Source organism: Corynebacterium sp. ED61 (assembly GCF_015233855.1).
GTDB classification, from domain to species: domain Bacteria; phylum Actinomycetota; class Actinomycetes; order Mycobacteriales; family Mycobacteriaceae; genus Corynebacterium; species Corynebacterium dentalis.
In genome coordinates this window covers 437,083-463,194 of sequence record NZ_JADGIT010000001.1, presented here as the reverse complement: position 1 = coordinate 463,194, position 26,112 = coordinate 437,083, and the positions used below count along the sequence as shown (strand labels likewise).

General features: G+C 60.7%; 25 protein-coding genes. 9 read left to right on the top strand and 16 right to left on the bottom strand.

Annotated elements, in window-relative coordinates; translation table 11 throughout:
• Nucleotides 1–11: 11 nt before the first annotated feature.
• The 5 genes from IM764_RS02060 to IM764_RS02040 all read right to left on the bottom strand — a co-directional run bounded on the left by IM764_RS02060 (nt 12) and on the right by IM764_RS02040 (nt 7,367).
• Nucleotides 12–1,679, bottom strand: a complete 1,668-nt coding sequence (locus IM764_RS02060; RefSeq protein ID WP_194186689.1) for an urea amidolyase family protein — start codon at nt 1,677–1,679, stop codon at nt 12–14.
• Nucleotides 1,676–2,449 (bottom strand): LamB/YcsF family protein, encoded by a 774-nt coding sequence (locus IM764_RS02055; RefSeq protein ID WP_194186688.1) that lies wholly within the window; start codon nt 2,447–2,449, stop codon nt 1,676–1,678. The genes IM764_RS02060 and IM764_RS02055 overlap by 4 nt, the downstream gene beginning before the upstream one ends.
• Before the next feature lie 135 nt (nt 2,450–2,584).
• Nucleotides 2,585–3,265 carry a DUF3239 domain-containing protein gene (locus IM764_RS02050; protein WP_312099664.1) on the bottom strand — a complete coding sequence of 227 codons (681 nt, stop codon included), beginning with the start codon at nt 3,263–3,265 and terminating at the stop codon, nt 2,585–2,587.
• Complete coding sequence (locus IM764_RS02045) at nt 3,262–4,992, bottom strand: DNA repair helicase XPB (protein ID WP_312099663.1); 1,731 nt, start codon at nt 4,990–4,992, stop codon at nt 3,262–3,264. The genes IM764_RS02050 and IM764_RS02045 overlap by 4 nt, the downstream gene beginning before the upstream one ends.
• 92 nt (nt 4,993–5,084) lie before the next feature.
• A complete protein-coding gene (locus IM764_RS02040) occupies nt 5,085–7,367 on the bottom strand; it encodes a helicase-associated domain-containing protein (protein ID WP_194186687.1) in 2,283 nt (760 codons plus the stop codon).
• A gap of 201 nt (nt 7,368–7,568) precedes the next feature.
• Between IM764_RS02040 and IM764_RS02035 the strand changes: the two genes are divergently transcribed.
• Nucleotides 7,569–7,757, top strand: a complete 189-nt coding sequence (locus tag IM764_RS02035; RefSeq protein ID WP_099299084.1) for a hypothetical protein — start codon at nt 7,569–7,571, stop codon at nt 7,755–7,757.
• A gap of 201 nt (nt 7,758–7,958) precedes the next feature.
• On the opposite strand, the gene IM764_RS02030 is transcribed toward IM764_RS02035, so the two are convergent.
• Complete coding sequence (locus IM764_RS02030; RefSeq protein ID WP_099299085.1) at nt 7,959–8,606, bottom strand: resuscitation-promoting factor Rpf1 domain-containing protein; 648 nt, start codon at nt 8,604–8,606, stop codon at nt 7,959–7,961.
• 497 nt (nt 8,607–9,103) lie between these two features.
• On the opposite strand from IM764_RS02030, the gene IM764_RS02025 reads away from it, so the two are divergent.
• Nucleotides 9,104–9,487, top strand: coding sequence for a cold-shock protein (locus IM764_RS02025; RefSeq protein WP_099299086.1), 384 nt, complete (start codon nt 9,104–9,106; stop codon nt 9,485–9,487).
• 5 nt (nt 9,488–9,492) lie between these two features.
• On the opposite strand, the gene IM764_RS02020 is transcribed toward IM764_RS02025, so the two are convergent.
• Both IM764_RS02020 and IM764_RS02015 read right to left on the bottom strand, forming a co-directional pair.
• The gene (locus tag IM764_RS02020) at nt 9,493–10,104 is read right to left on the bottom strand and encodes a DUF2771 domain-containing protein (RefSeq protein ID WP_234990881.1); all 612 of its coding nucleotides are present in this window, start codon (nt 10,102–10,104) and stop codon (nt 9,493–9,495) included.
• A 25-nt stretch (nt 10,105–10,129) separates the two neighbouring features.
• A complete protein-coding gene (locus IM764_RS02015; protein ID WP_194186686.1) occupies nt 10,130–10,963 on the bottom strand; it encodes a glutaminyl-peptide cyclotransferase in 834 nt (277 codons plus the stop codon).
• A gap of 39 nt (nt 10,964–11,002) precedes the next feature.
• Between IM764_RS02015 and IM764_RS02010 the strand changes: the two genes are divergently transcribed.
• The 4 genes from IM764_RS02010 (at nt 11,003) to thiD (ending at nt 15,252) form a co-directional block, all read left to right on the top strand.
• Nucleotides 11,003–11,740: a DUF3027 domain-containing protein gene (locus tag IM764_RS02010; RefSeq protein WP_194186685.1), complete on the top strand. Its 738-nt coding sequence runs from the start codon at nt 11,003–11,005 to the stop codon at nt 11,738–11,740.
• 257 nt (nt 11,741–11,997) lie between these two features.
• The gene (locus IM764_RS02005) at nt 11,998–13,404 is read left to right on the top strand and encodes an NCS2 family permease (protein ID WP_370551512.1); all 1,407 of its coding nucleotides are present in this window, start codon (nt 11,998–12,000) and stop codon (nt 13,402–13,404) included.
• A gap of 76 nt (nt 13,405–13,480) precedes the next feature.
• On the top strand, nt 13,481–14,416 hold the full coding sequence (locus IM764_RS02000; protein WP_194186731.1) for an RNA methyltransferase: 936 nt from the start codon (nt 13,481–13,483) through the stop codon (nt 14,414–14,416).
• Nucleotides 14,417–14,418: 2 nt separating this feature from the next.
• Nucleotides 14,419–15,252, top strand: a complete 834-nt coding sequence (thiD, locus tag IM764_RS01995; RefSeq protein ID WP_194186683.1) for a bifunctional hydroxymethylpyrimidine kinase/phosphomethylpyrimidine kinase — start codon at nt 14,419–14,421, stop codon at nt 15,250–15,252.
• Between the two features lie 46 nt (nt 15,253–15,298).
• Here the strand turns inward: thiD and IM764_RS01990 are convergent, their stop codons facing one another.
• The 3 genes from IM764_RS01990 to serC all read right to left on the bottom strand — a co-directional run bounded on the left by IM764_RS01990 (nt 15,299) and on the right by serC (nt 18,718).
• Nucleotides 15,299–16,249 carry a hypothetical protein gene (locus tag IM764_RS01990; RefSeq protein WP_194186682.1) on the bottom strand — a complete coding sequence of 317 codons (951 nt, stop codon included), beginning with the start codon at nt 16,247–16,249 and terminating at the stop codon, nt 15,299–15,301.
• Nucleotides 16,250–16,261: 12 nt separating this feature from the next.
• On the bottom strand, nt 16,262–17,470 hold the full coding sequence (gene sepH / locus IM764_RS01985) for a septation protein SepH (protein WP_194186681.1): 1,209 nt from the start codon (nt 17,468–17,470) through the stop codon (nt 16,262–16,264).
• A gap of 117 nt (nt 17,471–17,587) precedes the next feature.
• Nucleotides 17,588–18,718, bottom strand: a complete 1,131-nt coding sequence (gene serC / locus IM764_RS01980; RefSeq protein ID WP_194186680.1) for a phosphoserine transaminase — start codon at nt 18,716–18,718, stop codon at nt 17,588–17,590.
• A 451-nt stretch (nt 18,719–19,169) separates the two neighbouring features.
• Here serC and IM764_RS01975 point away from each other — a divergent pair, with 451 nt between their 5' ends.
• Both IM764_RS01975 and fkpA read left to right on the top strand, forming a co-directional pair.
• Complete coding sequence (locus IM764_RS01975) at nt 19,170–20,450, top strand: citrate synthase (protein ID WP_099299095.1); 1,281 nt, start codon at nt 19,170–19,172, stop codon at nt 20,448–20,450.
• A gap of 340 nt (nt 20,451–20,790) precedes the next feature.
• On the top strand, nt 20,791–21,153 hold the full coding sequence (fkpA, locus tag IM764_RS01970) for an FKBP-type peptidyl-prolyl cis-trans isomerase FkpA (RefSeq protein ID WP_194186679.1): 363 nt from the start codon (nt 20,791–20,793) through the stop codon (nt 21,151–21,153).
• Between the two features lie 102 nt (nt 21,154–21,255).
• Here fkpA and IM764_RS01965 read toward each other — a convergent pair whose 3' ends face one another.
• From IM764_RS01965 to IM764_RS01950, 4 genes are read right to left on the bottom strand one after another with little or no spacing between them, the layout of a single operon-like run.
• On the bottom strand, nt 21,256–22,545 hold the full coding sequence (locus tag IM764_RS01965; RefSeq protein WP_194186678.1) for an ABC transporter permease: 1,290 nt from the start codon (nt 22,543–22,545) through the stop codon (nt 21,256–21,258).
• A complete protein-coding gene (locus IM764_RS01960) occupies nt 22,542–23,423 on the bottom strand; it encodes an ABC transporter ATP-binding protein (RefSeq protein ID WP_194186677.1) in 882 nt (293 codons plus the stop codon). Before IM764_RS01960 ends, IM764_RS01965 begins: the two co-directional genes overlap by 4 nt.
• Nucleotides 23,424–23,475: 52 nt before the next feature.
• The gene (locus IM764_RS01955) at nt 23,476–24,066 is read right to left on the bottom strand and encodes a hypothetical protein (protein ID WP_194186676.1); all 591 of its coding nucleotides are present in this window, start codon (nt 24,064–24,066) and stop codon (nt 23,476–23,478) included.
• Nucleotides 24,067–24,075: 9 nt separating this feature from the next.
• Entirely contained in the window at nt 24,076–24,351 is a 276-nt protein-coding gene (locus IM764_RS01950) for a helix-turn-helix transcriptional regulator (RefSeq protein ID WP_099299100.1), read from the bottom strand.
• A gap of 119 nt (nt 24,352–24,470) precedes the next feature.
• Between IM764_RS01950 and IM764_RS01945 the strand changes: the two genes are divergently transcribed.
• The gene (locus IM764_RS01945) at nt 24,471–25,229 is read left to right on the top strand and encodes an enoyl-CoA hydratase (RefSeq protein ID WP_194186675.1); all 759 of its coding nucleotides are present in this window, start codon (nt 24,471–24,473) and stop codon (nt 25,227–25,229) included.
• Between the two features lie 9 nt (nt 25,230–25,238).
• On the opposite strand, the gene IM764_RS01940 is transcribed toward IM764_RS01945, so the two are convergent.
• Complete coding sequence (locus tag IM764_RS01940; protein WP_194186674.1) at nt 25,239–26,072, bottom strand: class I SAM-dependent methyltransferase; 834 nt, start codon at nt 26,070–26,072, stop codon at nt 25,239–25,241.
• Between the last annotated feature and the right edge of the window lie 40 nt (nt 26,073–26,112).

The following is a 26,112-nucleotide window of genomic DNA, read 5'->3' as shown; positions in this document are numbered from 1 at the left end:
GGGGTACTCCTTTAGTTTTCCGGGGTCTCGGGGTTCAGGGTGGTGAAGCGGAATGTTTGGCCGGGGGCGAGTTGTGCGGCGATGTCGAGGTCTTCTTCGAGCACCGTGGCGATCACGGGGTAGCCACCGGTGACGGGGTGGTCGGCGAGGAAGACTACGGGCAGGCCGGACGGTGGGACTTGGACGCAACCGGCGACCATGCCTTCGGAGGCCAGCTCGCCTTCGTGGCTGCGCTCCAGTGGGGTGTTTGTGTTGTCGACGCCAGACTCGTCCTCGTCTGGCAGCGCCAAGCGGAGCCCGACGCGGTTGGACTGTCCAGTCACGATCCAGTCCGTGGAACAGAAGCGTTCGAATTCCTGGCGGGAGAACCAGTCATCGCGTGGGCCGGGGATGCAGCGCAGTTCGCCGGTGGTGCGCAATGGGTTGCTTCCGGCGGCGCCGACGGACGCGGTGGCGGTGCGTCGGCCGATGCTGAGGGCATCACCCTGCTCCAGGGGGCGGGGGCCGAGGCCGGAGAGAATGTCAGAAGAGGAGGATTCCAGTACCTGCTCGGCGATGAAGCCGCCGCGTGCGGCGATGTAGTGGCGCAGCCCGCTGCCGGGTTCGGAGGTGGGTTGGATAGTGAGCGTGGCTCCAGCGCGCACGAGCACGGGCGTGGCTAGATCGTGTTCTGCAGCGTCCACGGTGACGGTGGCCAGGGCACCCGTGACACACACCACGGTATCCGTGGTTGCGGTCAGGGTGATGCCACCGATGTTCTCTATCACTGCTGATGCAGAGGGATTTCCGAGGACGTCGTTTGCCACCCATGCACTGGAACGGTCGGCGGCTCCAGAACGATTGACGCCCATGTCTCCAAAGCCTTGGCGACCCGAGTCTTGGAACAGTGACTGCAGGCCGGGGTTGTCCACGGTGAATGCGGGGCGAGAAGGGGTGCGCGGGTGCGATGGGCGCTTGGTTTCCGCCGGTGCGTGAGTAGAGGTCACGGTGGCTTGATCGCGGACTGAGCGATAGGTCACGGTGTCACCTGGTTGGAGCAGAGCGGGGGGATCGGCGTGGGTATCCCACATGGGCGTTTCCGTTCGCCCGATGAGTTGCCAGCCGCCGGGGGAGGTGCGTGGATAGACCGCGGAGAAGTCTCCGGCCAGACCCACCGCGCCGTTGGGCACGGCAGTGCGCGGGGTTTCCAGCCGCGGGATATTCCATTCGAATGACCCGCCGTCGTTAGTGCTCGAGGACGAGTCTTCGCTGAGCATGGGAACACAGTAGGTAAACCCAGGGGCAAAGCCGCCGAAGGCTGCGGTCCATTGCTGTTGGGTGTGCCGTTCGATGAGCTCTTCAGTGGAGATACCTAGGTGCTCAGCTACGCCCGCCAGATCTTCGCCGTCGTAGATCACGTCGATGGTGATGTTTCGCGAGGACGATGCGCTGCGCTGCGCTGGGGTGAAGTTCTGTAGCTCGGCGCGGGCACGCTGGGCGTCTGCGCGGGTGGCGAACAGCACTAGCACGGTGGTGGCAGCAGCGATGGCTTCCACCTGACCACGGAGGGGAGAGCTGGTCAGCTGCGCGTGCCAGGTCATTACGGATGAGAGATCTGGGAGTACGACCAGCCAACCTTTGGTGCCGACAGGGCGCAGTTGCGGGGTTGCAGTGTGTGCTGCGGAGGGAGAGTTGCTCATAGGAAACTTCCGACCTGCACGCCGTTGCTCTCCAGCGTGTTCTTGATTTCCGCAGCCATATCGACAGCGCCGGGGGAATCGCCGTGCACGCAGACTGACTCTGCTTCGAGAGTCAGTACGGAACCGTCGATGGCCTCGATCTCGCCACTGGTGGCCATGCGCAACACTCGCTCGGCAACCACGGATGGATCGTGGATGACTGCGCCTTCTTCCCGACGGGAAACCAGTGTGCCGTCTGGGTTGTACGCGCGATCCGCGAAGACTTCCTGGATCACCCGCAATCCCTGGGATGTGGCGTACTCGGCCGCATACGCGCCGGGCAGGAGCATGACGGGGAGATCACCGAAAGCCTTGATGCCATCAATGACCGCGCGGGCCTGCTGCTCGTGGTGGACGATGGTGTTATACAGCGCGCCGTGGGGCTTGACGTAGCGCACGGATGTGCCGCGGGACTTGCACAGAGCTTCGAGAGCGCCGATTTGGTACAGGGTTTCATCGGCGAGTTCGGCCGGTGCGTAGTCGATGAATCGACGCCCAAAACCGGCGATGTCGTTATAGCCCACGTGGGCTCCGACTGTCACTTGGTTTGCTTGAGCTGCGGCGATGGTCTGGGAGATCGCGTGTGGGTCTCCTGCATGAAAGCCGCAGGCCACATTGGCGCTGGAGACGATCTTGGCCATCGCGGCATCGTCGCTGACGGGATTTCCCGCGGTGGTTTCTCCCAAATCGGCATTGAGATCAATGCGCAACGGTGAGTTATTCTGAGCCATTGCTTCACTCCTTATGCGGGAATGGTCCCCATGTGGAATTGTTCAACAATCTAAAGCCATGGTAGCCGTTGACTACAGAATGTGTGTACTCCGTCACGTTTTTGGTGGCAGGGGCATGTACGGCACATAACCTGCCTAGTCCCGAGTGCCGTGCTTTTCCGGATCCAGCAGCAACAAATTGCGCTTGGTCTCACACACTTCATCGACCAAGTCCACAAAGCCTTCCAAAGCAGCCCACTGATCAGCAGGAATCGCCTTCTCCGCTGCCTCCCATACGGCCGGATCATCGGTACCCCACGCCACCGGCATGGGCGAAATCTCTTCGAAAAGCCCCTTGGAATGCATCGTCTGCACCCCGGTGACAGCCATCGACGGAACTTTTGCGCCGACCTCGCGAGGAACACCCGGGATAGAAGTAACAGGGCGCGCAGCCAAGGCTGGGCGGGAAGGATTATCGGGATTCGCCGTGGCGTCGACCAAAGAAAGAAGGACCACATCCCGCGCGTTGACTTTGGCCACCACCGCGGGAGCCAGATCGTACATGTTGTAGTAGTGCTGCGGGGCGCCCATCTTTCGCGGCAGGATCGGGATGATAATCAGGCACATCAGCGCAAAAAAGCCGAAGGTGATGCCCAGCGCGAACGAGGTGACGGTGGGGCCGAGGAACACAAACAGCGCAACCACAGCCAGGATCATCAGGGCAGCGAGGATGGCTGCCGAGATCTGGAGGCGCTTGGCGTCGCGGAAGAACTCGTTGTGCTTGCGCGCGTAGTCCTCATCGACGTCAAAGTGGAAGGGGGTCATGAAAGAACTCATGGTAATTCCTTAGCATTGTTTGAATCGGCGGTTTCGGAGGACTCAGAAGACTCAGAAGGCGCAGCTTCCTCGGGCGCATCCGGCAGGTCGAAGGAATCGACGATTCGGTAGCCGTACCCCTGTTCCGCCAAGAACCGCTGGCGATGCGCCGCATAATCAGCATCCAAGGTGTCCCGGGCAACGATCGAGTAGAAGAACGCTCCGCCGCCGTTAGGCTTCGGGCGAAGGATGCGGCCCAAACGCTGCGCCTCCTCTTGGCGGGAACCAAACGTGCCGGAAATCTGGATGGCAACGGACGCGCCGGGCAAATCCACCGAGAAATTCGCCACCTTGGACACAGCCAGCACCGGCACCTCACCGTCGCGGAACTGCTGGTAGAGCTTCTCGCGCGTGGCGTTGCCGGTCTTTCCGTCGATGACGGGAATGTCCAGCTCCTCGGCGATCTCCTGCAACTGATCCAAGTATGCGCCGATGATCAGCGTTGGCTCATCCGGATGCATCGCCATGATCTTGCGCACCACCTTATTCTTGGTGGGTGTGGTGGCGGCCAGGCGGTACTTGTCCGTCTGCTCGGCGGTGGCGTACACCATCCGTTCTGCGTCTGTGAGCTGCACGCGCACCTCGGTGCAATCCGCGGGGGCGATCCAGCCCTGGGCCTCGATGTCCTTCCACGGTGCATCGAAGCGCTTCGGCCCGATGAGGCTGAACACGTCACCTTCGCGGCCGTCCTCGCGCACCAGGGTGGCGGTCAGGCCGAGCCTGCGCCGGGACTGCAAGTCGCTGGTCATGCGGAAAACGGGTGCGGGCAGCAGGTGGACTTCGTCGTAGATGATCAGGCCCCAGTCGCGGGAATCGAACAGCTCCAGCGCCCGGAACTCGCCCTTCGTCTTGCGCGTGACCACTTGGTACGTCGCGATCGTGACGGGGCGAATTTCCTTGCGCTCGCCGGAGTACTCGCCGATTTCATCCTCTGTCAAAGAGGTACGGCGGATCAGTTCGTCCTTCCACTGCCTGCCGGCCACGGTGTTGGTCACCAAGATCAACGTGGTGGCCTTGGCCTTGGCCATGCTGGCCGCGCCCACCATCGTCTTGCCTGCGCCGCAGGGAAGAACGACCACACCAGAGCCACCTTCCCAGAAGCTATCTGCGGCCATCTCTTGGTAATCGCGCAGCTCCCACTGCTCCAGCTCCTGGCTGAGCTCGATGTGGTGCGCCTCGCCGTCCACGTATCCCGCGAGGTCCTCGGCGGGCCAACCCACCTTGAGCAGCTCCTGCTTGAGGCGGCCGCGCTCCGACGGGTGCACCACCACGGTGTCCTCGTCTAGGTTGCTTCCCAGCATCGGCTTGATCTTCTTGTGGCGCTGAATTTCGGTCAGCACCGCGCGGTCCGTGGTCTCCAGAATCAGCCCGTGAGCCGGGTGTTTCTGCAGTTTGAGCCGCCCATAGCGGTCCATCGTCTCGGCGATATCGATAAGCAGTGGCTGTGGCACGGGGAAGCGACTGTAGCGCTCCAGCACGTCCATGACCTGCTCCGCGTCGTGTCCCGCCGCGCGTGCGTTCCACAGCGCCAGCGGAGTGATGCGGTAGGTGTGGATGTGCTCCGGTGCCCGCTCCAGCTCGGCAAACGGTGCCAGCGCGTTGCGGGCCTCGGTGGCCTGCTCGTGGTCGATTTCCAGCAGCACCGTTTTGTCCGATTGCACGATGAGTGGTCCGGTTCCAATGCTCACGCGTGGTCCCTTCTTCCTCTGTTTTTAGGTGTGTGTCTTCTTCTTTTCCGACGCCAGCGCGCCGAAATTTTCACCCAATCTACCAAGTTTACTCACACTGGCACTTCCACGGCGGCCACGCGATGTGGCTGCACAGTGAAGCTTTCTCCGGTGTCCTCCATGACCGCGGAGATCACAGAGGGGCTCATCATGATCACCGAGATCCATTCCTTAGCCCGGGCTCCTGCGTAATCCACGTAGTGAAGGCGCACCTTCGTTCCCGCGGAGTATGCCTGCCGCAGCTCGGTCATGATTTCGCGGGTGGCACGGACAGTGCGGGTATCAGAGTTGTGGGAGCCGGTGTCTGGGTCGTCGTTTTCTGCGGTAGACAGTGCACGACGAAAACCTTCCACCGCTTCCGCGAGTTCCCTCGCGAAGTCTGCGCGCGGGTCCACTGAAGGGTCGAGCTCGTGCCGGCGCGGGGTGGGGACTCGGTGAGGAGTGGAACCGCGACCGCTTCGCTCAGTGGCTCCAGAGATCTCCGGGGCTTGGCTGGAATCTGAAAGGGCGCGGGTGGCGTCGTCGATAAGATAACGCAAGGACTGCGGAACGGACTCGATCCCGCCGGGGGCCATGCGACCGAGGAAATCGGAGATGCTAGCGGGGGTTTCGCCGATCGAGAGGGCGCGGAGGAATGAGCTTTTGCTGACGCGCCACACGCTGGCCATGCCGGTGGATTCCGCGTTTGCGATGCGAGACAGAGCGCGGTGGTCTTCCGCGGTGAGCAACCCGGGCGCCATGATGGTGTGGTCGCCTTGGATGATCAGCATGTCTACGGGGTCGGGGAGAACGGACTCCAGTTGGGTGGCGAGTTGTGCGACCACGTGGCGAAACGGCATAGCCTCGCCCGAGGCAAGGGCGCGGTGCCACTGACTGATGACGGTGCCCAACGCACGGGTGGCCGATGTGGCGGTGACCTCTGGAGAGCCTGTGTGCTCCTGCTTCGGAGGGAGTGACGAGGTAGGTGCGGCGAGACCCAGGTGATGAGCCTCCTCTACAAGTTCCTTCCACGCGACGCGAGTGGCGTGCGTGGCCAAAGCCGGGCGGAGTGCCCAGAGATATGTCTCCGGGTTAGGAGCCGTGAAAACCGCAGGGAAGAAACGACGGAGCTCTGCGGCATACGTGGCATGCAGGTGCGGCTCGAAGGGGCGCTGCTCAGAATCTCGAGTGAGCCAGGACTGGTAGTTAGCGCCGGCCCAACCCAACAGAAGCATGGCCCACTGGGTGGCAAGTGGGGCTTCTGCGAAATCCAAGGCGTGCTCGGTGAGAGCCCAGTAAGTACCGCCGTTGTCTTCTGCCGGGGTGGGCTCGGGAAACTCCCGGGCGAGGAAGTTGCACAGGTACAGGAGGGTGAGCTGGTGGGTCACGGTCTCCGGAGAGGTGTTGAGGCGACGGGCGATCTTGCCGATCTCGCGAGTACCAATGCCTCCACTGGTCAGGGGTTGAATGGGATGGGCGCTAAGGTCCGTGATGAGTGCAGTGAGCTCTTGGATCGTCTGTACCGCGGTGGAAGCGGCTGCGGCATCCGGACGAGCTGAGGCCTGGAAATCGGGGTGTGGGGCGAGCGCATCTTCTGCCGGAATCCAAGGGAAATCGCCTCCAGGCTCGGAGATGAAGCCGCCCTTGAGATGCATGGCAACCCGCCCCGATAGGCGCGCGGTGGATTCGTCCAGCTGATCCAGTACTCCCAGGCGCACCATGGTGGGCAGTGGAGCGGCAGGGTCCGCATCGGGCCGCAGAGAGGCGGAATTCCCGACGCCTCCTGCGCGCGAAAGCGTTCCGAGCAAGCGACGTTGACGAGGGGGAAGACTATTGACTACCTCGGGGAGTTCCGCAGTGGGGATGGGGCAGCGATGGCAATCAGCCAAGCGCCACAGTTCCTCGGTGGCTGGCTCGAATAGGGGAGGAAGGTGTGCGGGGATGCGCAGTTCAGAGTCGCCCTGGGATTCAGAATTAAGACGCAGATGAGGGGAAAACATCAGGCCCCATCGCGCCAAGCTGGCAACCGCGGACTGTTGCTCTTCACGGCTGGGACGTTTGTCCGCAGGGGTGCCTGCGATGTCGAACAGTTCAGTGAGAGTGTCTTCGAGATCTGTGGAACTCACTGGATGAGAAGCTGCGCCAATTTCACAGGCGGCGTGCACGGTGGCGAGCTCCAAGGCGGTGAGCTGGTGGAGTGCAGGTTCGGGAATCGTCGTGCCGCGGAACTGCTCTGCCAGAGCCGACGAACCCTCCGCGTGAAGGCGCCACAGCAAAGCGGCGATCTCTTCATCGGAATGTTGGGAAAGCCACACCGGGTAGGTGAGGGCTGGTTCCGTACTTGCGGAGGTATTCATAACCGTTCTATTTTAGCGTTCTTCGTGGACAGATCTTGCAGCGTGCATTTCCTGCTATGGGATAAAACCCCAGCAGAGGGCGCGGGGCACAGGCGGGTTGGCTATGACGCGGGACCGATGGGGGTTGATGAGGGGTTACTGGGGGATCCAAAAGCCGGCAAAGTATGTGGTTTTGAGCCGTCTTATGCAAAGATGTAAGGCATGTCTAACGTTTCAAAAAAGGGCTACGTCGATGCAGGCTGGCCGACTGATATCCCTGAAGGTAAGCACGCCGTCACGGAGCTGGTGGCTGACACCGCGGGCGCCCTGAGCCCTTATGGTGACGTGGAATTTCCTGTGGATCCTTCCACTTTGAACTACGTGCACCCTTACACGGTGATCAACAAGTAGCTCTTCGGCTATCAATCCCACAGTGTGTGGTGATTCGCCGATTCGGCATATGTCCGAGTGAGGATTTTCATACGCCTTGCGCCGGACCCCGCCTTCACAAGCAAAAGATCCGCCGTTCCAGAAGGTGATTCTGGAACGGCGGATCTTTTATTGATCCAGCTGCATCTAGGCAACCAGGTGGTTGCCTAGATCAGACTGACATTAGCGAGGCAGAACAGCGTTGATCTGTTCCGAGTACTTGTCGGCCTGCTCAGCAGCCTGCTGAACCTGAGCGTCGACGCCCTTGTACTGAGCGTTCAGCTCGGCGCGGTGAGCCTTGTAGTAGTCGGTGACCTGCTGAGGAACTTCGTAGCCCTCTGCTTCAATGCGATCCACGATCTGGTTGTACACCGTGTCGATGGCCAGCTCGTCCTTCTGCTGTGCCAGCTGGCTCACTGCCTGCTGAGGTGCAGGAGCAGGAGTAGCGCCAACGTTGCGTGGGGTTGGAGCGGAGTTCAGACCCAGCTGCTGGGAGCAAGAAGGCCATGCGCCCCAGCCCTGTGCGGCGAGAACCTTCTCGGCAACAGCGATCTGCTGCTCGCGGGAAGCCTGGTTAGCGGTTGGTGCGTACTGCTGGCCGCCGAAGGCGTTCCAGGTGGACGCGGAGAACTGCAGGCCACCGTAGTAACCGTTGCCGGTGTTGATGGCCCAGTTGCCGCCGGACTCGCACTGTGCGAGGCGGTCCCAGTCGGAGTCTGGTGCAGCCTGTGCTGCTGGTGCGAGGATGGCGGAGGCTCCGGCCAATGCCACGCCTGCAACTGCGAGGCGGGAAGAAGTGGAGAAAGAGTTGCGCTTCTGGTGGCGTCCCATGGTCTGTGAGTATTCCTTCCGAGGATTTCTTCGCGATTGTCGCGAGATGTAGATCCTCGATCGTTGGTGTTTCTCTCTGATTTCTGAAACCGCCACCACTGGCTGTGGTGGGGTGTTGGTGTTCGTCCTCAATCTGAAGGCCGAACGGCTTTGTCTTGGCTACGGTAGCGGTTTATTACGATTGAGTCACGTTTATGCCAATTTGTGGCCATAGCGCCGTGGGGTACGCATATGAGGAAATCCCCGCTGGCCTGCCGTTTATCTAAAAGTAACCAAAACGTTATGCTTTTGTGATGTGAGTAAAATCACATTTTGCAGTCAGGGCAATGAGGCGGGTGGGACATTTGGGACTTGCGCCGTGCTTGGGTAATCTAACGATTCACTTATCGCCCGCATGGAAAGTTTTTGACCACAACTACAGCGGTACCCACCACGGAATGCCGCGCCAAGTAGCCCATGTAGACGTACAAAATACGACGGAAGTTGAAGGTGAACTGATGCCTACCGGCAAAGTGAAGTGGTACGACTCCACCCGAGGATTTGGATTTGTATCCAACCCAGGGGATGAGGACGTCTATGTGGGATCCCAAGTTCTGCCCGAGGGAGTTTCAGAACTGGTTCCTGGCCAGCGCCTGGAATACGATTTCGCCGCTGGACGTCGCGGTCCGCAGGCTCTGCGCGTCACCGTCTTGGATGAAGGTCCGCGCCGAGCCAAGCACAAGTACAAGCCAGCTGAGCTGCGCGGAATGGTTCAAGACACCATTACCGTGTTGGACTCTCGGGTGTTGCCTGTCCTGGAGGCCGGTCGCAGGCCAGAGCCGAAGGAAGCACGACAGATCGCAGAGATCCTACGCACGATCGCTCGGGAACTAGATAGCTAGACGGCTCAAGGCTTCGGCGTGATGGACCAGACCGCATTGTATGGGGTCTGGTCCCCATTGCTATCTAGGCCAATGAGCATGGAGTGAATCTCCACCACAGCCACCTGCGGGGTGGTGTTGTCTTCAGCAGTTCGTTCAGATTCCAGCTTGACGGTTACTTCCTGCGCCTCGTCAGCAGCGAAGTACTTCTCCGTATTCGCACCCGGATCGTCGAAGATTTGCAGCATCGCCCAGTCATGGTCGTAGACGTCCTTGGGCAGCTTCAGCGTGAACTCCTTCGCGCCCTGCAAATCCAGTTCGAATGGCTGACCCTCTTGCTGCTGGCAGTCTGCGTCGTCGATCTCGCACGCGCTATACGGCGCGATCTCGGTTTCCTGCCCGTTGACCACAGCGGTGATCCGTTGCTCGGAAGGCAGCGTCTCCACGTGCCCGTCCTTCCATCGGTTGTAGCCGACCACTGCGGCAACCACCACAGCGACCATCGCAACCAAGGCCAGCACGGTCAGCAATTGCCGGCGCTGTGCCTTCCGTCGTTTCTGCTTCTTCGAGAGCTTCTTCGGCGCTGCCGCATCCGGGTTCGGCTTTTCGTTGTTGGTGCTCGCGGAGTCTTCAGTCACGCCCTTCATGCTAGGACACGGACGTTCAGAAGCGAACTTCGTACGCGGTGTCCCAATACTTGCCGGTCAGCAGATAGTGGTCCGTACCTGGGATTTTTGCAATGCCGTTGAGCACGTCCGCACCGGGGCTATCGGCGGCGGGAAAAGCGTCTACGGTGTCTATCATTTCGGTGACTTCACCGGAAGATGGGTCGATCTTGTAGATCAGGTCTGTCTGCCACACATTGGCAAACACTGAACCGTCGTCAGCGCACTCCAGCTCATTGAGCTGCGAAGTGGCCTCGCCGCCGAGGGTGACATCGACAGTTCCCGTGGGCGCGAAAGTTTCTGGATCGCGGAACGTCAGGGTTCCGGAACCGTTGGACATGACGAGTTGCTCGTCGGTGGAGCATATGCCCCACCCTTCGCCCTCGTAGTTCACCGTGCCCTTTTCCTCGAGGGTTTCTAGGTCTCGACGAAAAGCCGTGCCCTTTTTCCACGTCAATTGCCAGACATCATCGCCATGAATTGTGATGCCTTCGCCGAAGTACTCGCTATCCAGCTTCTGGGAATCACTCTGCTGATTATCCAGTGTGGTGCGATAGATCCGCGACTCTCCGTACATTCCCGTACCCACCACCAGCGTTCCGTCCGGGGCCATTTCCACGCCTTGCGTAAACGAGCTGGCATCCCACGGATGTTCGGCCACGATCTCCGGAGTAGAAACCGGTACGGCACGCTCCGACGCGCCAGAGGAGAGTTGATCGCTGGAACCCCCGGGCGAGGCGTCTCCGCAGCCGCTTGCACCCACGGTGACCACCGATGCGAGGGCAAGAGTCGCGATTGTTCGAGCAAGGCCAGAGGACGTCACAGACAACATGTGACCAATAGTGCCTTGTCGATAGGCATAATAGGGTGCGTGAGTAGACAGCAATCCAGAAAAACTAAGGCAGACCCCATCCTCTTTAGCCAGCAAGCGGTGGACATTGCCTTGGAAGCGCTGGGGGAAATTGCTGACGACCCAGCAAGCCTGGGGGAGCACATCGGCGCGTCAAAGGTGGGCGAGCTGGTAATTCATCGCTTCCTCAGCCAAGCAACCGGATATAAGGGATGGGAGTGGATCGCAGCGCTGGCCAGCGTGCCAGGTTCCGGAGCCATCACCGTCAACGAAGTGGGCCTGCAGGCGGGAAAGAAAGCCACTCGGGCACCGGAGTGGATTCCCTACGAGGATCGCGTACGTCCGGGGGATCTGGGCCCTGGCGATACTTTGCCGCCGCGCGTGGATGACGAGCGCCTGACGTCCTGGAAAGACCTGGGCAACAACGATGGGTTCCCACGCAACCCATCGGCTCCACAAACTTTGTCGCAACGGGGTTTGAATGAAGCCCTACAACGTTGGCGCACGGGGGCTTTTGGCCCTAACAGCGAATTTGCGGAGCTGGCACCGATGATGTGTCGCACCTGCGCGTTCTACCTGCCGTTCGGCAACGAGGAATCGAACTTCGGCGTGTGCAGCAATGAATTTTCCGCCGACGGACGAGTAGTGCACGCCACCTACGGTTGCGGTGGGCACGCAGAGACAAAGGACGATACGGAGATCGCGAGCACGCGAGCCTACGGCGCATTCGACGACGAAGGCATCCAGCGGTTCAGCTAGAACTTAGTGTTCTGTTCGGCGAGGCTAACCCCCGTCGGGGTGGCACACGGTTGTAAAAACTCATTGTTTAATGGGAATCTCTATCTGTTCCATCTGTGACGTTTCGCCGTTCCCATACAAAGTAAGGTCTTAACACCTTGGCTGAGCCAGATTCTACGACCACGCCCGCCTCCGCGACTGAGCCCACTCCAACGACTAAGCCCGACTCATCGTCCGCCAGTCCCACTAAGTTCGGCGCTTTCGACCGTTATTTCCACATCTCCGAGCGCGGCTCCACCTTCGCCACGGAAATCCGCGCTGGCGTGGTTACCTTCTTCGCGATGGCATACATCGTAGTGCTCAACCCTCTGATCCTGGGCACCGGCGCGGATGTCAATGGTGACGTGCTGGGTGGCTCTCGCGTAGCGGCGGCCACTGCCTTCGCCGCGGGTGTGATGACCATTTTGTTCGGCGTGATCGCCAAGTACCCATTCGGTATTGCCACGGGCTTGGGCATCAACACGCTGGTGGCTGTGACCTTCGTAGCCACCGAGGGGCTGACCTGGCCGGAGGCCATGGGCTTGGTGGTGATCAATGGCCTGGTCATCGTGGCTTTGGCGCTGACCGGCTTCCGCGAGGCCGTATTTAACTCCATTCCTTCGTCACTGAAGGCCGCCATCGGCGTGGGCATTGGTTTGTTCATCGCGATGATTGGCCTGGTGGACGCAGGCTTTGTCCGTCGAATCCCGGATGCAGCACAAACCACCGTGCCGGTCGGCCTGGGCATCAACGGCTCGTTGGCTACTTGGCCGACGTTCGTATTCGTGATCGGCCTGATCATTTGCGGCACGATGGTTGTCCGAAACGTCCGCGGCGGCCTGTTCATCGGCATCGTGTTGACAACTATCATCGCCATGATCGTGGAAGCGATCACCGGCGCGGGCCCTTCCTTTAAGGACGGCGAGCCCAACCCCGCCGGATGGAATCTCGCTGTTCCATCTATCCCGGACAGCCTGGGTGGAATGCCGGACTTGTCCTTGCTGGGTGCGGTGGATCTGCTGGGCGCGTTCAGTCGCGTCGGCGTGCTGGCCGCGACCTTGCTGCTGTTCACCCTGGTTCTGGCGAACTTTTTCGATGCGATGGGCACCATGACGGCGCTGGGCAAGCAGGCGAAGTTGATGGATGAGCAGGATCGCCTCCCCGGCTTGAAGAAGGCGCTGGTCGTGGAAGGCATAGGTGCTGTAGTGGGTGGTGCGTCCTCCGCGTCCTCGAACACTGTGTACGTGGATTCTGCTGCAGGCATCGCCGATGGCGCTCGCACCGGCTTGGCCAACGTGGTCACCGGCGTGCTGTTCCTGCTGGCCATGTTCCTCACGCCTCTCTATGAGGTGGTGCCTATTGAGGCCGCCGCTCCTGTGCTGGTCATCGTGGGTGCGATGATGATGGCGCAGATCACCGAGATCGACTTCTCCTCCTTCCACGTGGCCCTGCCCGCGTTTTTGACCATCGTGATCATGCCGTTTACCTACTCCATCGCCAACGGCATTGGCGTGGGTTTTGTGGCCTACGTGCTGATGGGCTTGGTGGCGGGCAACGGCAAGAAGATCCACCCGCTGCTGTACGTGGTGGCCGCGCTGTTCGTGATCTACTTCGCCGTTGATCCGGTGATGGACGCGCTGCAGTAACCTGCTACTCATGACCGACGAACCATCCAGCACTGCTTCGGTTGCCACCCAGTTATCTGCTGGTGTGGCACAGCCGATGTCCATCGATGACCCCGCCGATCCGCGCCTCGATGATGTCCGTCACCTCAACTCCTCCGATTCACGCCCTGACCTGCCCGGCGGCAAGGGCTTCGTGATCGCGGAGGGCACGCTGGTTGTGCCCCGCCTGCTGACCTCGCGTTACCCGGTGCGGTGCGTGGTCGGTTTTCCGGAAAAGTTGCGGCTTCTTCTCGATGCCACCTCGCCCGATTCCGCGCATTTCCATCCTGATCTGGCAGAAAACCTTTCCGGGGTTCCCTTGTACGCCGTCAGCCGGGAGACTCTTCGCGAGGTCGCCGGCTTCGATATGCACCGCGGGCTCGTGGCTGCGGCGGATCGGGTAGAAGAATCTAGCGTCACTGAAGTCTTGGATCAGATTGATGCCGACCACGACAATAGCTCTGCTGATCCCCACGTGATCTGTGTGCTCGAAGGTGTGGGGGATCACGAGAATATCGGATCCATCTTCCGCAATGCCGCAGGCCTAGGCGTGCGTGCGGTGCTGTTTGGCGCTGGCACTGCGGACCCGCTGTATCGGCGCAGTGTGCGGGTCAGCATGGGGCATGTGCTCGGCGTTCCCTTTGCGCGCTTTCCCGGGACGCCCACCACCTGGCAGCGAGACCTCACTGAGCTGCAAGAGCGGGGATACACCGTGGTGGCTCTCACTCCGAACACGGACAATGACTTGGCGAGTATCGTGCGTGGCGTCGGGAAAGAAGACGGTACACACACCCATCGCAACAAGGTGGCCATCATGGTGGGGGCGGAAGGACCCGGCCTCACCGAACATGCCATGCGGGCGGCGGACGTGCGCGCCAAAATCCCGATGCAGCCGGGCACGGACTCGCTGAACGTAGCTACGGCGGCGGCCATCGGATTCTATGCGGCCAGCGAGGCCCTACGTACCTCAAATAACAGCAACGAAGGACACTGATCATGGACACAATTCCCCGCGTACTATCGATCGCCGGCACCGACCCTACGGGTGGAGCGGGCGTACAGGCGGACCTGAAATCCATCGGTGCCGCTGGTGGTTACGGCATGGCGGTAGTGACGGCGCTGGTGGCGCAGAATACTCAGGGAGTGCGGGAAATCCACACCCCGCCGCAGTCCTTCCTGGACGCTCAGCTGCAGTCTGTGTTCGATGACGTGCAGGTGGATGCGATCAAGATCGGTATGCTCGGCGACGTGGAAACCACAGAGACCGTGGCCAACTGGTTGCTGCGCGTGGGCGTGCCCGTGGTGGTGCTGGACCCAGTAATGGTCGCGACCAGCGGAGATAGGATGCTCTCCGAGGAGGCAGAGCAGGCCGTGCGGGAGCTCACGCGTTTGGCCACCGTGGTAACCCCCAACTTGCCCGAGCTGGCGATGTTGGTGGGAGAGCCCGTGGCCACCACCGTGCGCCAAGCTGTGGAGCAGGCGCAGCGCTTTGCGAAAGAGATGAACGTCAGCGTGCTGGCCAAGGGCGGGCACTTGAGCTCCAGCCAAGCGGACAATGCGCTGGTTACCCCGGCGGGCGAGGTCTTCAACGTGGCCGTGGAGCGCGTGGAGACAAAGAATACGCACGGCACGGGCTGCTCGCTGTCCTCGGCGCTGGCGACGCGCCTGGCTGCGGGAGATTCTCCGCAGCGCGCCGTGGAATGGGCTAGCGAATGGCTACGTGAGGCCATCGAATACGCCGATGACCTGCACGTGGGCCAGGGCAACGGTCCAGTGGATCACTTCCACCGGCTGCGTCGCCTGGCGCGCAGCAACGGCCGCGACATCTAGCCCGTACAGATCCCGCGCACAGATCTCGTGCAGGGATCCGCGCCAGCTACTTGTCGCGCTTTGCGCGAGGAGGAGTGGGGCGGTCCACATTCCGCGCCCGCTTGCGCACTTCGTCGCCGATCTTGCCCGCCAGCGAGCCGAGTTTCTTCGTCCCCGTGCTGACTGCCCGGCCCGTGGACTTCACGATGTCCTTGGCCAGCTGCTTGTTGCTGGTCTCCGCGCCGGGAGCAGTGGTGCGGGCTTCGGAGTAATCGTCGTAGCCCTGCTCGTCGGAGAACACGGACACCTTGTCCACTGCGGGCCGCACGTGGCGATCCGTAGTCTCTGACTTCGCCTCGGGGCGGCCGTCGATGGCAAAGGCACTCACCGGCACGGCCAACTGGGAATCAGACAGTGCAAAGCCGAGCCACTCTGCTTCCGCAGCGTGGGCCAGTTCCGCGGGAATGAATGGTAGCTGAATGCCCGTCGCCGGGGTGTTGCCGGCCCAGTAGGAGCTTTCGAAGGCGTAGGGCAGGCCTTGATCTTCAAAGACGATCTCGCGGGTGGCAGAGAAAGCCCTCTTGAGGGTGCCACCGGACCAGTGCGCGAAGGCGCCGTATTCAGTGGTGATGGGGTTGTCTACCTCGTCCACAGTCGTGGGAGAGCCCGCGCCGTCCGCCTGCCCCGCTTCAGCTGATACCGCTACTGCATAGACATCCGCGGCGCTGACCAGGGAGCGGAAACGCTCGGGGATCTCGGAGATCTTCGGCATGTCCGTGAACACCGACTGCACCACGGACAGCTCCGGGTAGCCACCGATGTAGAACTCGTCAGTGCCGGGAGGGGCGCTGCGGGACATGTCGAAATCGCCGATATGTGTCAGAGGCCACGAGGGGTTGTACTGCGCCAAGTACTTGCGCGCGAAGCCCCGATCCGGCTGCGGTTCAGCCTCCAGCACCGTGCGTGGCTGGGCTGCGGAAATAAACCAGAGTGTCACCAGGGTTTTTTGAGCCTGCATGACAGTGTCCGCCTACTTCTTCTTCCGTGGGTTGGTGCGCACACCCAGCAGCACGTCTTCCCAGTGCGGGGTGACGGCCTTGCGCTTGCGCTTGGTCTTGCGATCGTCCTGCTCATCGGAAGGGTGCAACAGGAAGTCTTCGCCTTCGCGATCCTCGCCGCTGTTATCCCGTTGGCCGCCGCGGCCGCCCTGGGGGTTGCGCGGGTTGCCGTTATCGTCGTACTCGTCGTATTCGGAGAAGTCGTCCTCGTCCGGATCAGAGCCCAGAAGCGGAGTCACTGCAGAGATGCGACGCACCGGCTGGCCATAGCGCGGATCGATGAGATCGCTGGCCACGGAGTTCAGTGGGTGAGCCAGAGATGGAGCAGAGGTGGATTCTTCGAACAGGAACTCCGCCTCGTGGGCAGCCACCTGACCTGCAGCTTCCTTCTCCCACCGCACTGCAATGACCCACCGGCGGGACGGGTCCTGGTAGGCCACCCACTCGGTATCGCTGACAGTGGATCCGCGCGCAGCCAACGCCGTGGCCAGCACCTCCCACAGGGTTTGCTTCGACGGACCTTCGCCCGTCACAGGGTGCGAGGCTCGCGCCAGCTCTGCGATGCGCGCCCGCTCCTGCAGGATTGGCCACGCGTAGGGCTCGATGCGCGCCTCGTCCGTATCAGCCTCTTGCGCCAGCTCAGCGATGGACGCACCGTGTCGTACGCGGTCCTGGATGGTGCGCGGGCTCATGTTGATGCGGATGCGGTGCCGTCTTTTCTTATCGACGTCATGCTGGGCCACCACACCACTATTGGACCAGTCGGCCCGCTTGTTCTCTGGCTCTGCGTCACCGGTTACAGGGCTGGATTTAGCGTCAGATTCAGTCGTGGCATCGTCGGAACTGGAATCGCTCGTGTCTTCTGCATCGGAAGCGCTTGCCACAAGCTGGGACACGGTGGCCTCTGGCTCGTCAGCAGCAGCCGCAGAATCCTCCGTGTCTTCCTGCTCTGAGGCTGGTTGCACAGCATAAACGGACGTAAGGTGCCCACCCGTGGCTGCCGAGCTGACAGAAGGCAGAGTAGGTACGTCCTCAGAGCTGGATGGCTCGGGGTTGGCGTCGGAAAGAAGAGAACATAACTCCTCGGTCACCGGCAGGAAGAAATCCTCGCCGGATTCCACCCCGCGAAGAACCAAAGAGGCGGAATCGCTCTCGGCAAGGATCAGCTTGAGCTCCTGCAACGGGGGCCTCCTAGGGAAAGTTTTCAGTGGTGGGTATTTGCTACAGCCTAGTAAACGCACAACGCGCGGCGTGGGAACAAGCGTCCCGCACCGCGCGTCGTAAGTCTCAAGAAAAACTTAAGCCTTGGCGTGGCCGCTGTCGATGATGAAGTCGATGGCGCCGGTCAGCTTGCGCACGTCCTCAGGATCGATCGCTGGGAACATGCCGATGCGCAGCTGGTTGCGGCCCAGCTTGCGGTAAGGCTCTGTGTCCAGGATGCCGTTGGCGCGCAGGATCTTGGCGATCTTGGCTGCATCGATGTCATCGGTGAAGTCGATGGTGCCGACCACCAGGGAGCGAGAATCTGCATCTTCCACAAACGGGGAAGCCTCTGGGCGAGTCTCTGCCCACTGGTACAGGATCTGGGAAGACTCGTTGGTGCGCTTGACCATGCCGTCCAAGCCACCGTTGTCATTCATCCACTTGACCTGGTTGTCCAGCATCAGCAGCGTGGCGACAGCCGGGGTGTTGTAGGTCTGGTTCTTCAGGGAGTTATCCACGGCGGTCTTGAGATCCAAGAATGCAGGGATGTAGCGATCAGTAGCGGCGATCTCCTCGACGCGCTCCAGCGCAGCGGGGGAGAAGGCAGCCAGCCACAGGCCACCGTCAGATGCGTAGCACTTCTGCGGGGAGAAGTAGTAGACGTCTGCTTCCTTGATATCGACAGGCAGGCCGCCGGAGCCGGAGGTGGCATCGATGAGAACCAAGGCGTCCGTGTCAGGTCGCTTGACAGGCACCATTGCGCCGGTGGAGGTCTCGTTGTGAGCCCAAGCGACGACGTCAGCGTCCGTGCCATCCAGCTGGGAAGGATCCGGAGCGGTGCCCGGCTCCGCTGCGACAACCTGTGGCTCGTCCAGCCAAGGAGCCTTCTTGGACACGGTGGCGAACTTGCCGGAGAACTCGCCGTACGTCAGGTGAGCAGACTTATTGCGGATCAAGCCGAAAGAAGCGGCATCCCAGAAAGCGGTGGCGCCACCGAGGGACAAGATGATCTCGTAGCCCTCAGGAAGCTGGAAGAGATCAGCGAGGCCGGAGCGGATAGAGCCCACAACATCCTTAACGCCAGGCTGGCGGTGGGAGGTGCCCATGATGTCCGCGTGCTCTTGGATGGCCTGCAGCTGCTCGGGGCGCACCTTGGATGGTCCGCAGCCGAAGCGTCCGTCAGATGGAATCAGTTCGGATGGGATGGTGGGAAATTCGTTGCTCAATGCTCTCGATACTTTCTGTGTGGAGGAACAGAACTCAACTAACAGGATAGACAATGCGCGTCCGTGCACCAGCGGTCGGTGGAAAATACTTCAAAAAATATAAGGAAACATTGGTGGCCGGGGGTAGCGCCTGCCCTTCAGTTCCCGCCAACTCTATGTCGCTCAGCTCACAAGTTCGCTAACATGTGGGGCATCCCACGAATCGTCCGCGCGGAAAACTGCGTGGAGCTGGCGAACTCGTAGCCATACATATGAGCAAACCGGCACAACCGATTCGCCAACCTTGCGCGCAGCGCATCACCGAGAAGTGAAATCAGCGGCCGTGTCTGCGTCGGAAAAAGAAACAACAACGACGCACGGCAGCGAGGTTAGGGAAAACAGGGCTAAGCACTAAGCGCTACACTGGAACGCGCTTAGAGACTTAGCAAGCGAGCATCAGAAAGGGATGTCAATGGCTACCGAAAATCCAGACAAGGCCGTCCTCCACTACCCCGGTGGCGAGTACGAAATGGACATCGTCCGTGCAACCGAAGGAAACGACGGTGTCGCACTGGGCAAGATGCTGGCTGAAACCGGCCTGACCACGCTGGACCCCGGCTACGTCAACACGGGTTCCACCAAGTCCGAGATCACCTACATCGACGGCGGCGAAGGCATCCTGCGCTACCGCGGATACGACATCGCGGACCTGGCCAACAAGGCCACCTTCAACGAGGTCTCCTACCTGCTGATCAACGGCGAGCTGCCAAGCTCCGAAGAGCTGGAAGACTTCAACACCAACATCCGCAAGCACACCCTGCTGGATGAGGACTTCAAGTCCCAGTTCCGCGTATTCCCACGCGACGCTCACCCAATGAGCGTGCTGGCATCCTCCCTGAACATCCTGTCCACCTACTACCAGGACAGCCTGGACCCACTGGACAAGGACAACCAGAAGCTCAACACCTACCGCCTCATGGCAAAGGTGCCAATGCTTGCCGCATACGCATACCGCGCGTCCAAGGGTAAGCCATACATGTACCCAGACAACGGTCTGAATGCGCGCGAGAACTTCCTGCGCAACATGTTCGGCTACCCAACCGAGGAATTCGAGCAGGACCCAGTCCTGACCCGCGCCCTGGACAAGTTGCTCATCCTGCACGCAGACCACGAGCAGAACTGCTCCACCTCCACCGTGCGCATGGTTGGATCTTCCCAGGCCAATATGTTCGTCTCCATCGCCGCAGGCATCAACGCCCTGTCCGGCCCACTGCACGGTGGCGCCAACCAGGCCGTTCTGGAGATGCTGGAGGAAATCCACAACAACGGTGGCGATGCAACCGACTTCATGAACCGCGTGAAGAACAAGGAGCCAGGCGTCAAGCTCATGGGCTTCGGACACCGCGTGTACAAGAACTACGACCCACGCGCTGCCATCGTCAAGGAATCCGCACACGAGATCCTCGAGCACCTCGGTGGCGACCACCTGCTGGACCTGGCCATGAAGCTGGAAGAGATCGCGCTGGCTGATGACTATTTCATCGACCGCAAGCTCTACCCGAACGTGGACTTCTACACCGGCCTGATTTACCGCGCCATGGGCTTCCCAACGGACTTCTTCACCGTCCTGTTCGCCATGGGCCGCCTGCCAGGCTGGATCGCTCACTACCTGGAGCAGGTCAACGATCCAACCGCGAAGATCAACCGTCCTCGCCAGATCTACACCGGATACCCAGAGCGCAAGCTGCCTTAATTCTTCGGTGGCTTGAGCCTGACCGGTTCGGCTGACCTGGCTGATTCGGGTGATTGAACTGGACCGAAGGGCTACTTCGATACCGCGAAATTCGGCTGAGAATTAAAGTCCCGCTGCTCCCTTCTGCATTAAGTTGCAAGGGGAGAGCGGGACTTTTTGTTACCCTTGATGAGATTCGTGTTCACAACTTCAGAACTGCCCGACGAAGCCGACTGGCCATTTCTGGTGGCTGAAGTTGCAATGACGGGTGCCCAGCCTGCTTGATCGAGAATGCATCGAGCGGGGCAAACACGCAGGGTACCGGACGCGTAAAACGTCTTATGACAAAAGGAGTAATCCCATGAGCAAGCCACAGATTGAGCCACAGTCCGGACCCGCCCCAACGGATCTTGTGATCGAAGACATCACCGTGGGCGAGGGTCCAGAGGCTCTGGCCGGTGGCATGGTGGAAGTGCACTACGTGGGCGTGGACTATGAAACCGGCGAGGAGTTCGACTCCTCCTGGGACCGCGGTCAGTCCATCAAGTTCCCGCTCAACGGCCTGATCCAGGGCTGGCAGGACGGCATCCCCGGCATGAAGGTTGGCGGACGCCGTCAGCTGACCATCCCTCCAGAGATGGCATACGGCCCCGCCGGCATGGGTCACCCGCTGTCTGGTCGTACGTTGGTCTTCATCATCGACCTTCTCGACGCCGAGGGCTAGGCCTTCCAATTATTTTGCCGCTATCTGGTTCCCATGTGGACCAGATAGCGGCATTTTTCGTTCTGCGATGCGCATCGTCCTGGGATGCGCCGTTCCCCGACGCTAAGCGCCCTTGATTGCCTTCACCCACGTCAGCTTGGAGCCGTTGTGCAGGATCGCATTGCGGTAGATCCTCGAGACGAACAGCATCACCAGCAGAGTCGCCACCAAGGCGACAGCGAAGGAGGCCAGCACCATCGGCAGGGTCATGTTGCCGCCTGCCATCTGCACCGGCGCCACCGTGAGGCTAAAAGGTGGAACCCATGCGAGCACCTGCATCACCGTGGAATCCAGCATGGACCAGCCGAACAGCGGCGCGTAGACCATTCCGAATACGAACAACATGATCGGTGCCTGTGTGGATTGCAGGTCTTCGGTGCGCGAGACCATGGATCCTGCAGCGGCGTACAGGCTGCCGAAGAACAACAGGCCGATGATGAAGGAGAGCAACATCAGCGGCAGAACTGCCGTGTCCAAGTGGAAGTCCTTGAGCAGACCCGTCGCCGAAATGGCGATTGCGCCCGAGCCCAGGATCAGCAGGCTGGAGACCACACCGAGTATGACGTTGGCGATCAGCTTGCCACCCAAGAAATCCAGCGGGCGCACTGTGGCCAGAATGATCTCGACCACGCGGGAGGACTTCTCTTCGGTTACGCGCGAGCCGATGTTTCCGGCGAACAGCATGATGAAGAAGCTCATCAAGCCCACGGCAATCAGTACTGTTACCACCGCGCCGATGTTGGCCTCGCTGGAATCGTCCTGACTGATGTCCACTGTGTTGTAGGTGCTCGGTGGCATAGCATCCGCGAATTCTTGAGGGTTCACGTTCAGGGATTCCAGCGCGGTGTTCTGCGCATTCGCGCTCAGTGCGGCTCCCACCACGGCGACGATGGAGGGATCGGCGGTGCCGTCGCTGACCAGCTCGTACTTCACATCGGAGCCTTCACCGGTGGCGACAAGGGCGGCGTCGGCCCCATCACGAACAGCCTGCTCGGCCGCATCCCCGGTATCAGCGTCCTCAATCGCGATGCCATCCGTACCACCGAAACCCATGCCGGCGATGGGCCCTGCACCTTCGGTGGCGCCCTCGTTACCTTCCTGCATGAAGGATTCGTTGACGGAGTAGAGAGTCTGGGTGTCCATGCCGGAGACAACAAGAGTTGGTTGACCCTCATCTTTGCCCATGAAGATGCTTGCGGCGATAACACCGCCGACAGTGACTATCAGTGTCAGGATCACGGAAATGATGATCCCCTTGGAGCGCAGGAGCACCGATAGCTCGCGCGCCGCGACGGTCTTGATGGTGTTATTGCTGGAGTATTTTGCGTTGGGAGTGTGCGTGCTGGTGCTCATGCCTGGACTACCTCTCGGAACAGTTCGGTGAGATCGGGAACATTGCGGCCGAAACCGTGGACGGGGCCTGCGTTCAGCGCGGAGTGCAGGAGCTCCTGGTCGCGTTCGGAAGAATCGACTTCTAGCAGCACGGAGTGCTCGGTCTCTCCAACGAGGCGAGCCCATTCCGGGTACCAATTGCGCGCCGGGGTGGCGACCTCGAAGCGCACCGGTCCGCGTGTGCGCAGCTCGTTGACGGTTCCTTCAGCTTTCATTGCGCCATGCGCCACGATGCCCACTCGGTCGCATAGTCGCTGCACCAGGTCTAGCTGGTGGGAGCTAAATACCACGGGCACGCCGGCTCGGGCGCGTTCCTGCAGCATCTCGCTCATCACGTTGACGGCCACGGGGTCGAGTCCGGAGAACGGCTCGTCCAGAATCAGCAGTTCTGGATCGTGGATTAGTGAGGCTGCCAGCTGCACGCGCTGCTGGTTGCCGAGAGAAAGCTCATCGAGTTTGTCGTCCATCCTTTCCGCAAGTCCTAGGCGTTCCAGTAGGCCTTCGGCGTTTTTCTGTGCGCGGGACTTGTCCATGCCGTGGAGCCTGCCGAAGAATGCCAGCTGGTCAGCGAGCTTTTCCTTGGCGTAGAGTCCGCGTTCTTCGGGCATGTAGCCGATGAGGCGGCGAAGGTCGTCATTCATCGGGGTGTCGCCGATGCGCACCGCGCCGGAATCGCTGGAGAGCACACCCAGCGCGATGCGCATGGTCGTTGATTTGCCGGCGCCGTTGGATCCGACGAATCCGTAGATTTGGCCGGGTTGCACGCTAAATGTCATGTCCTTGAGCACGTGCTTGTCGCCGTAACTCTTGTTCAGATGGTCAATGTGGAGGGCTTCCATGGTGGGGAATCCTTTGCGGGTGGAGGTGTGTTTCTTTATTTTAGACGCCACTTCATTGTGGCCCACTGTGGGCCAACCGTGTGGGTTCGTCTTCGGGGTCATCGGCGAAGGTGATGGAGTAACCGATCGCTGGGAGTGCCGTGATAGCCAATAGGACCGTCAGATACAGAAGCGTTATCCAGTAGACCCAGCGCATGGTGTCGTTTCCGAGGATGAGCGCATCTGCGTTGTCCATATACCTGGTGGAGAAGAAAATCATGATGAGAGCAAAGACTGTGCTGGCGGCTGTGCTGAAACCGTAGGCAATCTTGCGCCACGAGTTGACGGTAGCGGCTTCGTATTCGTCGAGCACTTCCAAGGGCGCATCGTCTTTGAGGTGGATGGACCAGCGGAGCATGACCCATGCCACCACGATGATCAGCGTTCCAACCAACCACAAAAGGATGCCCAGGAAGTTGAAAATCGACGCAAGGAGGGCCACTAGTTCCACGGCGATTCCTATGAAGTACCAGCGGATATAGAGGTGGTCCCGGCCGGAGGGTGGGGATTTCTTTTCGATCCAGCGGACGCTTTTATGCCAACGCTCGGCTTTCTTGGCTTCCCTGCGCGCCGCCCAGGAAGCGAATGCGGTGCTCGCGGACATGGCTTCTCCTTAGGAGTTTCTAGCGGAGTGGTGTGGGGAAAACTCGGCGGATAGTGGGCGGAATTCGGTGAGGCTAAAAACTGCCTCAACCGGAAGTTGGAACACTTCACAGATCCGGAATGCGAGGTCGAGGCTGGGGGAGTGATCGCCTCGTTCGAGTGCTCCGATGGTTTGTGGGTTGACGTCCACGAGTGATGCTAATTCGGTGCGAGACATGCCCCGGTCGGTACGCAGAAGGCGCACCCGGTTGTAGATGAGCCGCGAGGGCTTTTTCTTTGGGGACATAACACGAACTGTTGTATAAACCCAACGTTTTGTCAAGAGTTCCTAGCAATAGCGACGTTTTTTAATGATTGCGAACACAAACGCCGCCGTAGCTTCGGACGCGGACTAGCTTTATAACTATGAGCGTGGAATTGTCGCAGCACGGGAATGTGGCTGTCGTGACTTTAGATAACCCGTCCAAGCGCAATGCGCTGACGGCGGAGGTGGCGCGAAGCATCGCCGCGGCGGTGCGAGAGGCTTCTGCAGGCGAGGCTGTGGAAGACCGCGCGGCCCGGGCAATTCTCATTCGCGGAAAAGGACCCGCATTCTGTGCGGGTGCAGACCTTTCGGGCGGAGTGTATGCCGACGATTTCTGGGGCAGCTTGTCTGACATGCTGCAGGCCATTACCGCTTCTCCAGTGCCGGTCATCGCAGATGTGCAAGGCCCTGCGGTGGGTGCGGGATGCCAGCTGATTCTTGCCTGTGATCTGCGTATTTTCGGCGATCGCGGAGAGAGTTGGATTCCTGTCGCACAGCATGCATTTGCGATGGATACGTGGACGATCCAGCGGGCGCGGGAGCTGGTGGGAGGCTCGTTTGCGCGTAATTTGTTGCTCGGTAGTGCCCGCATTTCAGTAGATCAGGCTGTTGCTACTGGATTTGCCATGGCGCGCGCAGCGGTCACTGAGCAGCATGATGAGCCTATGGAGATTGCGCAGGCGATAGCCGCGAGCGCACCGCTGAGTATGGAGCACGCCAAAAGGGTTCTAAATAGTCCGGACCCACATAACGACGAATCGCTGGACAAGCTGTTCTTCGCCGCGTGGGCCAGCGAAGACGCGCAGGAAGCGCGCGCCGCACGGGCCGAAAGGCGGGTGCCTGAATTCAAGGGCCGCTAAACCAGCGTCCTACTGGCTCACGCGCGCGATGACCTCGAAGTGCGGCATGACGAAGATCGCGCCGGGCGTGGATGCCCACTCGTTCCATCCGTCCTGCCCCTGCTTGATGGCCTCCCGTGCCAAATCGCCGGGAGTTCCGTCCTCGCGGACGTCGCCTAGCGCCTCGGCGGCCTTGCGTGCGTATTCCTCGCCGGACATCCGGTCGATCCACACGTCCGCCATGCCCCGGCGGTCCTCGGTGGAGGCATAGGACCAGGTGGACGAGGAAAAGTTGGCGTCGGACAAAGAAGCACGATGGAACCAGGACAACAATTGCCTGCCGGAAGTGGTGTGCAGGCCGTCCAGCTCGGCGATTACCGTGAACACAGCACGCCAGCGGGACATTCCGGGGGATGGCGGGTACCAGGTTTGGGTGCCGAAATCGAGCTCTCGGGCGGCGATGAGGCCACCGGGACGCACGACGCGGGCGAGTTCTCTGAGGGCGGCGATGGGGTCGTCCATGTGATGCAGGGATTGGGAGGCGTAGGCGACGTCCACGGAATTGTCCGGCATGGGCAGCGATTCCGCGCTGCCGGTGATGAAATTGACGGCGAGCCCTGCATCCGCAGCATGAGAGCGGGCCGTGTTGAGGGCCTCTTCGGAGACGTCCATTCCTTGGACTTGGATGGCCTTGCCGCCGAGGGATTCGATGTGGCGCGCGAGGCCGAGCGTGATGTTTCCGGCGCCACATCCGACGTCGAGAATCTCCATCGAGCTCGTGAGGTGCGGCAAAAGGAACGCTGCGGAGTTTTCTACCGTGGGAGTGACAGCCTGATGGTGGGTGTGATCATGGTGTTCATGCATGCCTTATAGGGTAACCGCCCCAGGTAGTTGATGTGTCACC

Excerpts from the sequence above, each read along its gene's own strand:
- IM764_RS02060 (WP_194186689.1), bottom strand. The coding sequence starts at position 1,679 with ATGAGCAACTCTCCCTCCGCAGCACACACTGCAACCCCGCAACTGCGC.
- IM764_RS02055 (WP_194186688.1), bottom strand. The coding sequence starts at position 2,449 with ATGGCTCAGAATAACTCACCGTTGCGCATTGATCTCAATGCCGATTTG.
- IM764_RS02050 (WP_312099664.1), bottom strand. The coding sequence starts at position 3,265 with ATGAGTTCTTTCATGACCCCCTTCCACTTTGACGTCGATGAGGACTAC.
- IM764_RS02040 (WP_194186687.1), bottom strand. The coding sequence starts at position 7,367 with ATGAATACCTCCGCAAGTACGGAACCAGCCCTCACCTACCCGGTGTGG.
- IM764_RS02035 (WP_099299084.1), top strand. The coding sequence starts at position 7,569 with ATGTCTAACGTTTCAAAAAAGGGCTACGTCGATGCAGGCTGGCCGACT.
- IM764_RS02030 (WP_099299085.1), bottom strand. The coding sequence starts at position 8,606 with ATGGGACGCCACCAGAAGCGCAACTCTTTCTCCACTTCTTCCCGCCTC.
- IM764_RS02025 (WP_099299086.1), top strand. The coding sequence starts at position 9,104 with ATGCCTACCGGCAAAGTGAAGTGGTACGACTCCACCCGAGGATTTGGA.
- IM764_RS02015 (WP_194186686.1), bottom strand. The coding sequence starts at position 10,963 with ATGTTGTCTGTGACGTCCTCTGGCCTTGCTCGAACAATCGCGACTCTT.
- IM764_RS02000 (WP_194186731.1), top strand. The coding sequence starts at position 13,481 with ATGTCCATCGATGACCCCGCCGATCCGCGCCTCGATGATGTCCGTCAC.
- thiD (WP_194186683.1), top strand. The coding sequence starts at position 14,419 with ATGGACACAATTCCCCGCGTACTATCGATCGCCGGCACCGACCCTACG.
- IM764_RS01990 (WP_194186682.1), bottom strand. The coding sequence starts at position 16,249 with ATGCAGGCTCAAAAAACCCTGGTGACACTCTGGTTTATTTCCGCAGCC.
- IM764_RS01975 (WP_099299095.1), top strand. The coding sequence starts at position 19,170 with ATGGCTACCGAAAATCCAGACAAGGCCGTCCTCCACTACCCCGGTGGC.
- fkpA (WP_194186679.1), top strand. The coding sequence starts at position 20,791 with ATGAGCAAGCCACAGATTGAGCCACAGTCCGGACCCGCCCCAACGGAT.
- IM764_RS01965 (WP_194186678.1), bottom strand. The coding sequence starts at position 22,545 with ATGAGCACCAGCACGCACACTCCCAACGCAAAATACTCCAGCAATAAC.
- IM764_RS01960 (WP_194186677.1), bottom strand. The coding sequence starts at position 23,423 with ATGGAAGCCCTCCACATTGACCATCTGAACAAGAGTTACGGCGACAAG.
- IM764_RS01955 (WP_194186676.1), bottom strand. The coding sequence starts at position 24,066 with ATGTCCGCGAGCACCGCATTCGCTTCCTGGGCGGCGCGCAGGGAAGCC.
- IM764_RS01950 (WP_099299100.1), bottom strand. The coding sequence starts at position 24,351 with ATGTCCCCAAAGAAAAAGCCCTCGCGGCTCATCTACAACCGGGTGCGC.
- IM764_RS01945 (WP_194186675.1), top strand. The coding sequence starts at position 24,471 with ATGAGCGTGGAATTGTCGCAGCACGGGAATGTGGCTGTCGTGACTTTA.
- IM764_RS01940 (WP_194186674.1), bottom strand. The coding sequence starts at position 26,072 with ATGCATGAACACCATGATCACACCCACCATCAGGCTGTCACTCCCACG.